General features: G+C 71.1%; 11 protein-coding genes and 1 pseudogene. 11 read left to right on the forward strand and 1 reads right to left on the reverse strand.

The features are described from left to right. Window positions 1–114: 114 nt before the first annotated feature. On the reverse strand, window positions 115–1,053 hold the full coding sequence (locus C6N40_RS04170; RefSeq protein ID WP_106989757.1) for a carbohydrate kinase family protein: 939 nt from the start codon (window positions 1,051–1,053) through the stop codon (window positions 115–117). Window positions 1,054–1,222: 169 nt separating this feature from the next. On the opposite strand from C6N40_RS04170, the gene C6N40_RS04175 reads away from it, so the two are divergent. The 11 genes and pseudogenes from C6N40_RS04175 (at window position 1,223) to lipB (ending at window position 12,269) form a co-directional block, all read left to right on the forward strand. Continuing rightward, complete coding sequence (locus C6N40_RS04175) at window positions 1,223–2,260, forward strand: rod shape-determining protein (protein ID WP_106989758.1); 1,038 nt, start codon at window positions 1,223–1,225, stop codon at window positions 2,258–2,260. 37 nt (window positions 2,261–2,297) lie between these two features. Then, window positions 2,298–3,269 carry a rod shape-determining protein MreC gene (mreC, locus tag C6N40_RS04180; protein ID WP_106989759.1) on the forward strand — a complete coding sequence of 324 codons (972 nt, stop codon included), beginning with the start codon at window positions 2,298–2,300 and terminating at the stop codon, window positions 3,267–3,269. Further along, complete coding sequence (gene mreD / locus C6N40_RS04185; protein WP_106989760.1) at window positions 3,266–3,754, forward strand: rod shape-determining protein MreD; 489 nt, start codon at window positions 3,266–3,268, stop codon at window positions 3,752–3,754. Before mreC ends, mreD begins: the two co-directional genes overlap by 4 nt. A gap of 4 nt (window positions 3,755–3,758) precedes the next feature. Beyond that, window positions 3,759–5,621 carry a penicillin-binding protein 2 gene (gene mrdA, locus C6N40_RS04190; RefSeq protein WP_162782073.1) on the forward strand — a complete coding sequence of 621 codons (1,863 nt, stop codon included), beginning with the start codon at window positions 3,759–3,761 and terminating at the stop codon, window positions 5,619–5,621. Beyond that, window positions 5,618–6,727, forward strand: coding sequence for a rod shape-determining protein RodA (gene rodA / locus C6N40_RS04195; RefSeq protein ID WP_106989762.1), 1,110 nt, complete (start codon window positions 5,618–5,620; stop codon window positions 6,725–6,727). Before mrdA ends, rodA begins: the two co-directional genes overlap by 4 nt. A gap of 28 nt (window positions 6,728–6,755) precedes the next feature. Next, window positions 6,756–7,812 (forward strand): annotated as a pseudogene (mltB, locus tag C6N40_RS04200) (lytic murein transglycosylase B). After that, window positions 7,809–8,789, forward strand: coding sequence for a septal ring lytic transglycosylase RlpA family protein (locus tag C6N40_RS14530; RefSeq protein WP_106989764.1), 981 nt, complete (start codon window positions 7,809–7,811; stop codon window positions 8,787–8,789). The pseudogene mltB and the gene C6N40_RS14530 overlap by 4 nt, the downstream one beginning before the upstream one ends. A gap of 68 nt (window positions 8,790–8,857) precedes the next feature. Further along, window positions 8,858–10,090 carry a D-alanyl-D-alanine carboxypeptidase family protein gene (locus tag C6N40_RS04210; RefSeq protein WP_106989765.1) on the forward strand — a complete coding sequence of 411 codons (1,233 nt, stop codon included), beginning with the start codon at window positions 8,858–8,860 and terminating at the stop codon, window positions 10,088–10,090. A 22-nt stretch (window positions 10,091–10,112) separates the two neighbouring features. Then, window positions 10,113–11,255, forward strand: a complete 1,143-nt coding sequence (locus C6N40_RS04215; RefSeq protein WP_162782074.1) for a GGDEF domain-containing protein — start codon at window positions 10,113–10,115, stop codon at window positions 11,253–11,255. 49 nt (window positions 11,256–11,304) lie between these two features. Then, entirely contained in the window at window positions 11,305–11,583 is a 279-nt protein-coding gene (locus tag C6N40_RS04220) for a DUF493 family protein (protein WP_106989767.1), read from the forward strand. Then, the gene (gene lipB, locus C6N40_RS04225; protein WP_106989768.1) at window positions 11,571–12,269 is read left to right on the forward strand and encodes a lipoyl(octanoyl) transferase LipB; all 699 of its coding nucleotides are present in this window, start codon (window positions 11,571–11,573) and stop codon (window positions 12,267–12,269) included. The genes C6N40_RS04220 and lipB overlap by 13 nt, the downstream gene beginning before the upstream one ends.

The following is a 12,269-nucleotide window of genomic DNA, read 5'->3' on the forward strand; positions in this document are numbered from 1 at the left end:
CGCCTTATCGGTAGTGCACCTGGCCGACATTCCCCCGGGCTTGGCGTAAGGGCAAGAAAAAGGCCGCCCGGAGGCGGCCTTTCTTCATTCGCCCGAGCCAGCGGCGTCGGGCTGCTATCGCAGCGCGTACCCGAACTGCTGGCGGAACTGCTCGGCGAACTCCTCGTAATCGAAACGCTGGTTCTGCGGACCCAGGTGCTCGATCTTCAGGGCGCCCATCAGCGAGGCGATGCGGCCGGTCGTGGCCATGTCCATGCCGTTCATCAGGCCGTAGATCAGGCCGGCGCGGTAGGCATCGCCGCAACCGGTGGGGTCGACCACGCGCATGGCGTTGGCGGCCGGGATGTGCAGCTCACCGCCCTGGGTATGCACCTCGGAGCCCTTGGGGCCGCGGGTGATGACGTAAGCCTTGACCCGCCCGGCAATGTCCTTCTCGGACAGGCCGGTCTTTTCCTGCAGCAGGTTAGACTCGTAGTCGTTCACCGTCACGTAGGTGGCCTGCTCGATCATCTGGGTCAGTTCCTTGCCGTTGAACAGCGGCATGGCCTGGCCCGGGTCGAAGATGAACGGGATATCGAGCTCGGCGAATTCCCGCGAGTTCTGCAGCATCGCCTCGTAGCCATCCGGCCCGACGATGCCGAAACCCACGCCCGCCACGTCCTTAACGTGGTTTTCGTAGGACCGCATCATCGCGCCCGGGTGGAAGGCGGTGATCTGGTTGTCGTCTAGGTCGGTGGTGATGAAGGCCTGGGCCGTATAGAGGTCCTGGATCTCCTTGACGTGCTCAAGCCGGATCTCGCAGGCCTCGAAGTGCTCCCGGTAAGGCCCGAAATCCTGGCCCACCGTGGCCATCGGGATCGGATCGCCGCCCAGCAGTTTGAGGTTGTAGGCGATGTTGCCGGCGCAGCCGCCGAATTCGCGGCGCATCCGCGGCACCAGGAAGGACACGTTCAGGATGTGCACCTTGTCCGGCAGGATGTGGTTCTTGAACTGGTCCTGGAACACCATGATGGTGTCGTAGGCTAGGGAGCCGCAGATCAGGGCGGATGCCATCGTTCGTCGACCTCTCGGGAAGGGGCGCGGGAACAGGCCCGCAAAGGGCGTCATGGTAGCGCGGGGAGGCCCGGAAGGCACGGAAATAACGGGTTTTTTCCTTGCCCGCCCCAAGGGGGGTTGCTACGCTAGCCAACCCCCCGAAACCCTCATTCCACTGGCCTCCCGAATGTTCAAGAAGCTCCGCGGGCTGTTCTCCAACGATCTGTCGATCGACCTGGGCACCGCCAACACCCTGATTTTCGTCCGTGGCCAGGGCATCGTCCTGAACGAGCCGTCGGTCGTGGCCGTGCGCCACGGGCCCGGTGGCCGCGAAGTCGCCGCGGTCGGCGGCGAGGCCAAGAAGATGCTCGGCCGCACGCCCGGCAACATCACCACGCATCGCCCGATGAAGGACGGCGTCATCGCCGACTTCACCCACACCGAGGAGATGCTCAAGCAGTTCATAAGGAAGGTGCACAAGTCGCGCTTCCTGCGCCCGAGCCCGCGTGTGCTGATCTGCGTGCCCTGCGGCTCGACCCAGGTCGAGCGCCGTGCCATCAAGGAGTCGGCCGAGGAGGCCGGTGCCCGCGAGGTCTACCTGATCGAAGAGCCCATGGCCGCCGCGATCGGCGCCGGCATTCCGGTCGAGGAAGCCCGCGGCTCGATGGTCATCGACATCGGCGGCGGCACCTCCGAGGTCGCGGTCATCTCGCTCAATGGCGTCGTCTACTCGCAGTCGGTGCGCATCGGCGGCGACCGCTTCGACGAAGCCATCATCAACTACGTGCGCCGCAACCACGGCACGCTCATCGGTGAGACCACCGCCGAGCGCATCAAGCTCGAGATCGGCTGCGCCTTCCCCCAGGCCCAGGTGAAGGAATTCGAGGTCTCCGGCCGCAATCTCGCCGAAGGCGTGCCGCGCATGATCGTCATCAATTCCAACGAGGTGCTCGAGGCCCTGCACGAGCCGCTGAGCGGCATCGTCAGCGCCGTCAAGCAGGCGCTCGAGCAGACCCCGCCGGAACTGTGTGCCGACGTCGCCGAGCGCGGCATCGTGCTCAGCGGTGGCGGCGCCCTGCTGCGCGACCTCGACAAGCTGATTTCCGAAGAGACCGGCCTGCACGTGCACGTCGCCGACGACCCGCTCACCTGCGTCGCCCGTGGCGGCGGCCGGGCGCTGGAGCTGATCGACATGCACGGCAACGAGTTCTTCTCGGCCGAGTGAGCCTGCTTGCAGGCGCAATCCCGACCCGGATGACGCCGTGGCCTACCAGAACACCCCGGCGCCGCGCCTGACCGACGGCGCCGGCAGCACCCTGCCGCTGCTCGCCTACCTGGCCATCGCCACCGTGCTGATGGTCGCCGACCTGCGCGGCGGCTTCGCCGCGCAGGCCCGACAGCACCTGAGCATGCTCGCCGAACCGGTGTGGTGGCTGGCCGCGGCCCCGGGCCGGCTGATGGACGGCGGCCGGGACATGCTGAGCACCCGCGCCAGCCTGCAGGCCGAGAACGAACGGCTGCGGCGCGAGCTGCAGGTCAACGCCAGCCGCCTGCACCGCCTGCTGGCGGTCGCCGAGGAAAACCAGCGCCTGCGCGAGCTGCTCGGCGGCACCCGCGGCTACCGTCTCAACGCCCAGCTGGCCGGCATCATCGACGTCGACCTCGACCCGTCGCGCCAGCGCATCGTGCTCGACGCGGGCTCGATGCAGGGCGTGCAGGTCGGCCAGGCGATGATCGACGCCGGCGGCGTGCTCGGCCAGGTCATCGAAGTCACGCCGCGCCACTCCACCGCGCTGCTGCTCACCGACACCGAACACGCCATCCCGGTGCAGGTGGCGCGTTCGGGCCTGCGTGCCATCGCCTACGGCACCGGCCGCACCGACCGCCTGCGCCTGCCCAGCATCCCGCAGAGCGGCGACATCCGCGTCGGCGACCGCCTGGTGACCTCCGGCATCGGCGGCCGCTTCCCGGCCGGATTCCCCGTGGGCGTGGTCGAGGCCCTGCAGCCCGATGAAACCCAGTTGTTCGTGGTCGCCGAGGCCAGCCCCGCGGCCCGCCTCGACCGGGGCGTCGAGGTGCTGCTGGTGAGCAACGTGATCGATGGCGTCGACGACGGCCCGCCGCTGCCGCCGCCTCCCGCGCCGGCCACCGGCGAGGACGGCGCATCTTCCGCAGTTCCGGGCGAGACGGCGGGCGCCGCAGTCGACGAACAGCGCGAGGCCGAAGGCGAATGAACCGAGATCCCTCCGGCTGGCTCCTGCACGGCAGCCTGTTCATCGGCCTGCTGCTGATGGTCGTGCCGCTTCCCGCGGGCATCGACCTGGCGCGGCCGTACGTGCTGGCGATGCTGCTGTGCTACTGGCAGCTCGAGGCGCCCGATCGCGTCGGCCTGGGCTCCGCCTTCCTCGCCGGCCTGGCCGCCGACCTCGTGTCCGGCACGCTGCTCGGCGAGCAGGCGCTGCGCCTGGTGGTCATGATGTTCCTGGTGCAGCGCTTCCGGGCCCGGCTGCGCTTCTTCCCGCTGTGGCAGCAGGCGCTGGCCGTGTTCGCGCTGCTGCTCAACGACCGCATGATCGACCAGGCCATCCACGCCATCGGCGGCGATGGCCTGTTGCCCTGGGCCACCTGGCTCTCGCCGCTGGTCGGCTTCGCACTCTGGCCCTGGCTGTTCCTGCTGCTCGATGGCCTGCGCCTGCGCACCCGGGAGCGCGGCGGCTGAAGCCATGCGCAGCATCCCGCGCCGCAAGCTCAAGAACCACCACGCCGAAGCGGCACAGTTCGGGCGCCGGGCCATGGTCGGCTTCCTCGCCATCGCCGTGGCGATGCTCGGCCTGGCGGGCGGCTATTTCCGCCTGCAGGTGCTGCAGCACGAGGAATACCAGCTGCGCTCGGAAGCCAACCGCATCAAGCCGCGCCCGATCGTTCCCGCGCGCGGCCTGATCACCGACCGCAACGGCCGTCTGCTGGCCGACAACGTCCCGGCCTACCGCCTCGAGATCGTCGCCGAACAGGTGCGCGACCTCGACGCCACGCTGCAGGGCCTGGCCGAACTGGTGGCGCTCGACGACGAGGACATCGCCCGCTTTCGCGAAGCCCGGCGGGCCACCCGCGCCTTCCGCCCGGTGCCGCTCAAGCTGCGCCTCACCGAGGGCGAATTGGCCCGGCTGGCGGTCAACCGCCACCGTTTCCCCGGCGTCGAGGTGGTGCCCTACCTGACCCGGCGCTATCCCCACGGCGAGCTGTTCGCGCACATCCTCGGCTACGTCGGCCGCGTCGATCCCGACGACCTCGCCGCCATGGGCGACAGCCGCAACACGGCGCTCACCCACATCGGCAAGGCCGGCATCGAGCGGTACTACGAAGACCGCCTGCGTGGCGAGATCGGCTACGAAGAAGTCGAGACCAATGTCGAGGGCCGTGCCCTGGGCGTGCTGCGCCGGCAGCCGGCGACGCCGGGCACCGACCTGCAGCTCACCGTCGATGCGCGGTTGCAGCAGTCCATGGTCGACGCCTTCGCCGGCCAGCATGGCGCCGCGGTGGCGATCGACCCGAAGACCGGCGAAATCCTGGCCATGGTCAGCCTGCCGGCCTACGACCCGAACCTGTTCATCAACGGCATCAGCCACGCCGACTGGCAGGCGCTGCAGGCGCCGTCGCGGCCGCTGTTCAACCGCAACGTGCTCGGCGGGGTGCCGCCGGGCTCGACCATCAAGCCCTTCATGGCGCTGGCGGCGCTCGAGGCCGGCACGCGCACGCCGGCCCAGAAGACATTCTCCGGCGGCGAGTTCTTCCTGCCCGGCCAGGAACGCGGTTACCGCGACTGGCGCGCGGGTGGCCACGGCTGGGTGGACCTGCGCGAGTCGCTGGCGCAGTCGGTGAACACCTACTACTTCGAGCTGGCGGTGGAGCTGGGCGTCGACCGGCTCGACCCTTTCCTCGAGCGCCTGGGCTTCGGCGTTCCCACCGGTATCGACCTGGCGGGCGAGATCGCCGGCGTACGGCCCTCGCGCGACTGGAAGCGCCGCGCCTTCAACCAGAACTGGTTCCCGGGCGATACCGTCAACGCCGCCATCGGCCAGGGCTACTGGGTCACCACCACGCTGCAGATGGCCCGCGCCACCGCGATGCTGGCCAATGGCGGCGTGATGCACCGCCCGCACCTGCTGCGTGCCAGCCAGCCCGGCTTCAACCAGCCGCTGCGGCCCGAGCCGCAGCCCGGCGGCGTCCGCGTCTACGAGAACGCCGAATACCTGGCGGCGGTCAACGAAGGCCTGGAGGCGGTGATGCACGGCCCCACCGGCACCGCCCGCGCGGCGGCCGCCGGCGCGACCTACCGCATGGCCGGCAAGACCGGCACCACCCAGCGCGTCAGCCGCCGCGGCACCGAGCGCATGAACCCGAACGAGTTGCCCTACCACCTGCGCCACCAGGCCTGGTTCATCGGCTTCGCGCCGGTCGAGGACCCGCGCATCGCCGTGGCCGTGCTGGTCGAACACGGCGGCTCCGGGTCGCTCGCTGCGGCGCCGGTGGGCCGGAAGATCATGGACGCCTGGCTGCTGCCGCCGGCCGAAGAGGCCGCGCCATGAACCCGCTGCTGCGCTGGACCCGCGAGATCGCCGCCCGCCTGTTCGAGAAGGTCGACCTGCCGCTGCTGCTGGCCCTGCTGGCGCTGATGCTGGTGAGCCTGGTGGTGCTGGCCAGCGCCTCGGGCGAGAACGCCCGCCTGGTGATGTCGCAGGGCGCGCGTTTCGGCATCGGCCTGGTGGCGCTCCTGGCGCTCTCGCGGGTCACGCCGGGCAAGCTCCGGCTGTGGACGCCGCTGGCCTTCGCCGGCAGCCTGGTGCTGCTGGGGCTGGTGTTCGTGTTCGGTTCCGGCCGCAGCGCCAACCTCTGGCTCAACCTCGGCGTGTTCTACCTGCAGCCGGGCGAGCTGCTCAAGCTCACCGTGCCGATGATGCTGGCCTGGTACCTGCATTCGGTGCCGCTGCCGCCGGGCTGGCGCGTCCTGGCCGTGTGCGCCGGCATCATCGGCCTGCCCGTGGCGATGATCATCCTGCAGCCCGACCTCGGCACCGGCATGCTGGTGGCGGCCTCGGGCGTGTTCGCGGTGTTCCTGGCCGGCATCGCCTGGTGGCGCATCGGCCTGTTCGGCGCCCTGGGCCTGGCCGCGCTGCCGATCGGCTGGCATTTCCTGATGCCCTACCAGCGCGATCGCATCCTCACCTTCCTCAACCCCGAGAGCGACCCGCTCGGCGCCGGCTGGAACATCATCCAGTCCAAGATCGCCATCGGCTCCGGCGGCCTCACCGGCAAGGGCTGGGGGCAGGGCAGCCAGTCGCACCTGGACTTCCTGCCCGAGCACACCACCGACTTCGTGTTCTCGGTGCTCAGCGAGGAATGGGGCTGGGCGGGCGTGGTGACGGTGCTGGCCCTGTACCTGTTCATCATCGGCCGCTGCCTGTGGATCGCCACCCAGGCCCGCGATGGTTACGCCAGGCTGCTGGCCGGCACCGTGGCCATGACCTTCTCGGTCTACGTGCTGGTCAACGGCGGCATGGTCGCCGGCCTGCTGCCGGTGGTGGGCGTGCCGATGCCGCTGCTGAGCTTCGGCGGCACCTCGGCGGTGTCGCTGCTGGTGGGTTTCGGCATGGTCATGTCGGTGCACGCGCACCGCAAGTTCATGGCTTCGTGAAGGAGGCCGCGGCCGGCCCCGTGCTAAATTGCCGCCACCCCACGCTGGTCCCCCGCATGCGCCCGATCCTGCTCCGCCTTTCCGCCCTCCTGCTGCTCTGGCCGCTGGCCGCGGCGGCCGCGCCCACGCCCGACCCGGCCCTGCGCGAGGCCTTCCTGGCCCACGCCGCCGAGCGCTACGGCCTGGCCGCCGACGAAGTCGGGGCCTGGCTGGCCAAGTCCACCTACCGCCAGGGCATCGTCAACGCCATGGCGCGCCCGGCCGAGCGCACCAAGGCCTGGCATGAATACCGGCCCATCTTCATTTCCGACCGCCGCATTGCCGACGGCCGCGCCTTCCTGGCCCGCCACCGCGAGCAGCTGGCGAAGGTCGAGGCCGACACCGGCGTGCCGGCCGAGCTGATCGTCGCCATCATCGGCGTCGAAACCAGCTATGGCGGCAACACCGGCAGCCACCAGGTGCTCGACGCGCTCTATACGCTCGGCTTCTTCTACCCGGTCAGCGGCGACCCAGCCCAGGTCGAGCGCGAGGCCGCCCGCGGCCGCTTCTTCCGCGACGAGCTGGCCCAAGTGATGCTGCTGGCCAGGGAAGAACAGCTCGACCTCGCCGCCCTCAAGGGCAGCTACGCCGGCGCGATGGGCTACGGCCAGTTCATGCCCTCGAGCTACCGCGCCTACGCCCGCGACGGCGATGGCGATGGCCGTCGCGACCTGTTCGGTTCGCTGCCCGACGTCTTCGCCTCGATCGCCAACTATTTCGTCGCCCACGGCTGGCAGCCGGGCGAGCCGGTGGTCGCGCTGGCGCACAAGGACGAATCCGCCGAGGCCTTCGTCGCCGACGGCCTGGAGGCGAAGTATTCGCTGGCCGAGCTGGGGGCCCGCGGTTACCGCCCCGCCGAGGCCCAGGGCCACGACCTCAAGGCCACCCTGGTGACGCTCGAGGGCAGCGGTGGCACCGAGCACTGGCTCGGCTTCCAGAACTTCTACGCCATCACCCGCTACAACCGCTCGCCGATGTACGCGATGGCGGTGCACCAGCTTTCGCGCGAGATCGCCGCGGGGGCGGAGGTCGCCGCCGCGCCATGACCCGTCCGTTGGCCGTGCTGCTGGTGGCGCTGCTGGCGGGCTGCGCCGGCGCACCGAAGAAGCCCGGGCCGGGCGATGCCCCCGTGGCACCGCCTTCGCCGCGGGCCGCCGGCCCCGGCGGGGCCGCCGCGGACGCGGCGCCGGCCGATGCAGGCCTGCCGCTGGCGTGCCGCCAGGTGCGCGAGCATCGCGACGAGGACTACACGCCCGGCGGCCTGTACGCCCCCGGCGTCGCCGACACGGCGCCGCAACACGCGCTCGACATCAGCGGCCTGGTCGAACCCGAGCCGCGCCACGAGGCGCCGGCCGCCTACGGCAACCGATCGCCCTACAAGGTGCTGGGCAAGAGCTACCACGTGCTGCCCACGGCCGAGGGTTACGTCGAGCGCGGCACCGCCTCGTGGTACGGGCAGAAGTTCCACGGCCGCCACACCTCGAGCCGCGAGATCTACGACATGTGCAGCTTCAGCGCCGCGCACAAGACGCTGCCGCTGCCCAGCTACGTGCGCGTCACCCGGCTCGACACCGGCGACAGCGTCGTGGTGCGCGTCAACGACCGCGGGCCCTTCCATGCCGGCCGCATCATCGACCTCAGCTATGCGGCGGCGGTGAAGCTCGGCCTCGACCGCAGCGGTACTGCGCCGGTGGAAGTGCGCGCGCTGGTGCCCGGCGGGCCGGCGCCCGCGCGGGCGGACTCCGGGCCGCCGGCCGCCGACCCGATCGCCGAGGCCGCCGCCGGCAGCGAGCGCCCGCGCATCATCCAGGTCGGCGCCTACCGCGATCGCTCCAACGCCGATCGCATTGCCCGCGAACTCGAGCAGGCGGGCCTGGCCGACGTCGCCGTCGAGGCGGCCGAGGTCGCCGGCGCCACGCTCTGGCGCGTGCGCGTCGGCCCGGTCGCGGCGGTCGCCACCCACCAGGTGCTCGAGCGGCTGCGCCGGCTGGGCCACGCCAGCCCGCGCGTATTCAGCGAATGACCGCTAGCATCGAACTTCATTCACGGCCCGCCGCGGCGGCGGGCCACCGCAACCGGAGTTGTCCACGGATGTCCCTGTCCCGTTTCCTGCCCTTCGCGCTGGCCGGCCTGCTCGCCGGCACCAGCTTTGCCCAGACGCCGGCACCGGCACCGGCCCCGCTGCCCGCGCCGGCCGCCGCCACCGCCGCCCCGGCCACGCCCGAAGCCCCGGTGCCCGAGGGCGCCAAGGCCTGGATCCTGATGGACCACGCCAGTGGCCAGGTCCTCGCCGGCGGCAACATCGACCAGCCGCTCGACCCGGCCAGCATCACCAAGGTGATGACCTCCTACGTCGTCGCCGCCGAGGTGGCCGCGGGCCGCGTCTCGCTCGAGGACCAGGTGCTGATCAGCGAGAACGCCTGGCGCCAGGGCGGCGCCGGCACCGACGGCAGCTACAGCGCGCTGGCGGTGAATTCGCGCGTGAAACTCGACGACATCCTGCACGGCCTGGTCATCCAGTCGGGCAACGACGCCGCCATCGCCCTGGCCGAGCACGTCGGCGGCAGCGAAGCCGCGTTCGTGCAGATGATGAACGACCACGCGCGCCGCCTGGGCATGGCCAACACCCATTTCCGCAACGCCCACGGCCTGACCGCCGAGGGCCACGTGATGAGCGCGCGCGACATCGCCATCCTCGGCCGGGCGATGATCAACGACTTCCCTGACCACTACGCGCTCTACAAGATCCGCGAGTTCACCTACGGCGGCATCCGCCAGTACAACCGCAACGGCCTGCTGTGGAAGGACGACAGCGTCGACGGCCTCAAGACCGGCCACACCTCGGCCGCCGGCTACTGCCTGGCCGCCTCGGCCAAGCGCGGCGACCAGCGCCTGGTCTCGGTGGTGCTGGGCGTCGACACCACCAGCCGCAACGAGGGCTTCCGGCTGCGCGAGCAGGGCAACCTGGCCCTGCTCAACTGGGGCTTCCGCCATTTCGAAACCCACTCCGTCTATGGCGCCGGCGAACAGGTGGCCGAACACAAGCTCTGGCGCGGCGAAGCCGACATGGTCGGCCTGGGCCTCGCCGAGCCGCTGCTGGTGACCGTGCCGCGCGGCCGCTACGCCGAGCTCAAGCCCAGCATGGACGTGCCGCGCCAGCTCAGCGCGCCGGTCGCCAAGGGCCAGGCCATCGGCACCCTGCGCCTGAGCCTCGATGGCCAGGTGGTCGCCGAGCGACCGCTGCTGGCCCTGGCCGACGTCGCCGAGGGCGGCTTCTTCAAGCGCCTGTCCGACGACTTCTGGCTGTGGTGGGAAAGCGAATGACGTCGGCGTAGCATCCGTTTTCATGGAGCGACGACAGGACGACGGGCGCGAGGCAGGTGGCGACGACCACCTCCCGCGCCTTTCCCGCGAAGTCGCCGATACCTCGGCCCGCCTGGTCACCGGCGGGCTGTTTTATTTGTTCGGCTGGATCGTGGTTTCGGTAGCCGGCGACGTCTTCGAAAACCACGCCGTGCTGGGCTTCGGCGTTGGTTTGGCCTTCCTAGTCCTGGCCATCCTGCGCGTCCGGCCGCGGCATCCGCCGCTGGATGCGCCGCGGCCCCGGCTCGAGCGCTGGCTCGACCGCCAGTGGGGCGTGGTGCTGGCCACCGCGGCGCTCTGGGGCGGCACCCTGGCCTGGGCCCTGCTTGATCCGCACCTGGCCCCGGCGGCGCCCGCGGCCCTGCTGTGCACCGTCGCCTTCGCCACCGCCTTCGCGCACAACTTCAGCCTGCGCCTGGAGCGCGCCCTGGTCGGCGTGGCCCTGGTGTTCCTGCCGGCGCCCCTGCTGCTGCCCTACACCGACGCCGGGTTCGCGGTCACCGCCACCGTGGGCGTGTACGCGATCTACCTGGGGCTGGTGCTGGTGCGCAGCCACCGCGACTACCAGCGCCAGCTCGACCTCCACGACGCCCTGCGCCACCAGCGCGACCAGTACGAACGGCTCAGCCGCACCGATCCGCTCACCGGACTGTCCAACCGCCGCCACTTCGGCGGCACGCTCGAGCACTACGGCCGCGAGGCGCAGCGCCTGCGCCAGCCGCTGTCGATGCTGGTGATGGACCTGGATCACTTCAAGCGCGTCAACGACGAGTACGGCCACGACGCCGGCGACGCCTGCCTGGCGCGTTTCGCCGACCGCATGCGCGAGGTTTTCGCCGGGCCGGGCATGCACCTGGCGCGGCTGGGCGGCGAGGAGTTCGGCGTGCTGCTGCCCGGCCACGACACCGGGGCCGCGGCGGCCGTCGCCGAAACCATGCGCGCCAGCCTCGAGCAGCGCCCCCTGCAGCTGCGCGAGGGCCCGCTGGCGATCACCGTCAGCATCGGCGCGGCCGGTTACCACCCCGAGCGCGGCGATGACCTCGACAGCCTGTACCGGGCCGCCGACCGGGCCATGTACCAGGCCAAGGCCGACGGCCGGAACCGGGTGCGCGTGGAGCCCGCCTGAGCCCCGGCGCGGGCTTGGGACGGGGCCCCGGCGCCCCCATAATGGGCGGATGGAAATCAAATCCGACAACCCCGAGCACGGCTTCCAGTTCCCGGGCGTATTCGAGCTCAGCGCCATGGGTTCGGCCGAGGCCGAGCTGCACCTGGTGGTGCCGATGGTGCTCGAGGCGCTGGGCCTGACGGTCTACCGCGACCGGCTGGGCGTGAAGCCCTCGGCCAAGGGCAACTATGTGTCGGTCACCGTGGTCTTCGAGGCGCACAGCCGCGAGGACTACGACGCCGCCCACGGCGCCCTGCGCGAGCATCCGGCGGTGAAGTGGACGCTGTAGCCGCCTGCGCCGCCGACGCCGTGGTCCCGGCCACCCGCGCCTGGCGGGTGCGCGAGCTGGGCCGGCAGGCCTACGAGCCGGTCTGGCGCGCCATGCAGCGCCTGACCGACACCCGCGACGGCGACACCGAGGACGAACTGTGGCTGGTCGAGCACGACCCGGTGTTCACGCTCGGCCAGGCCGGCAAGCCCGAGCACGTGCTGGCCCCGGGCGACATCCCGGTGCTGCAGGTCGACCGCGGCGGCCAGGTGACCTACCACGGCCCCGGCCAGATCGTCGCCTACCCGCTGGTGGACCTGCGCCGCCTGGGCATCGGCGTGCGCGAGCTGGTCTGCCGCATCGAGGCGGCGGTGATCGACGTGCTGGCCCATTACGGCATTCGCGGCGAGCGCCGCGAGGGCGCGCCGGGCATCTATGTCGACGGCCGCAAGGTCATGGCCCTGGGCCTGAGGGTGCGGCGCGGCTGCAGCTTCCACGGCCTGGCCTTCAACATCGCCATGGACCTCGAGCCCTTCCACCGCATCAACCCCTGCGGTTACCAGGGGCTGGAAGTGACCTCGGTGCTAGACTTGGGCGGCCCCGGCGACCCCGCCGCGGTCAAGCCGGTGCTGGTCGAGGCCCTGTCCCGCCGGCTCGGCCTGCAGGCCCGGCCCGAGCCGGGCCTCCCCGACCTTTCCCCCGCCTGA

This window comes from Arenimonas caeni (assembly GCF_003024235.1).
Classification (GTDB): Bacteria; Pseudomonadota; Gammaproteobacteria; order Xanthomonadales; family Xanthomonadaceae; genus Arenimonas; species Arenimonas caeni.

Coding starts and splice junctions, on each gene's coding strand:
- C6N40_RS04170 (WP_106989757.1), bottom strand. CDS start 1,053: ATGGCATCCGCCCTGATCTGCGGCTCCCTAGCCTACGACACCATCATG.
- C6N40_RS04175 (WP_106989758.1), top strand. CDS start 1,223: ATGTTCAAGAAGCTCCGCGGGCTGTTCTCCAACGATCTGTCGATCGAC.
- mreD (WP_106989760.1), top strand. CDS start 3,266: ATGAACCGAGATCCCTCCGGCTGGCTCCTGCACGGCAGCCTGTTCATC.
- mrdA (WP_162782073.1), top strand. CDS start 3,759: ATGCGCAGCATCCCGCGCCGCAAGCTCAAGAACCACCACGCCGAAGCG.
- rodA (WP_106989762.1), top strand. CDS start 5,618: ATGAACCCGCTGCTGCGCTGGACCCGCGAGATCGCCGCCCGCCTGTTC.
- C6N40_RS14530 (WP_106989764.1), top strand. CDS start 7,809: ATGACCCGTCCGTTGGCCGTGCTGCTGGTGGCGCTGCTGGCGGGCTGC.
- C6N40_RS04210 (WP_106989765.1), top strand. CDS start 8,858: ATGTCCCTGTCCCGTTTCCTGCCCTTCGCGCTGGCCGGCCTGCTCGCC.
- C6N40_RS04215 (WP_162782074.1), top strand. CDS start 10,113: ATGGAGCGACGACAGGACGACGGGCGCGAGGCAGGTGGCGACGACCAC.
- C6N40_RS04220 (WP_106989767.1), top strand. CDS start 11,305: ATGGAAATCAAATCCGACAACCCCGAGCACGGCTTCCAGTTCCCGGGC.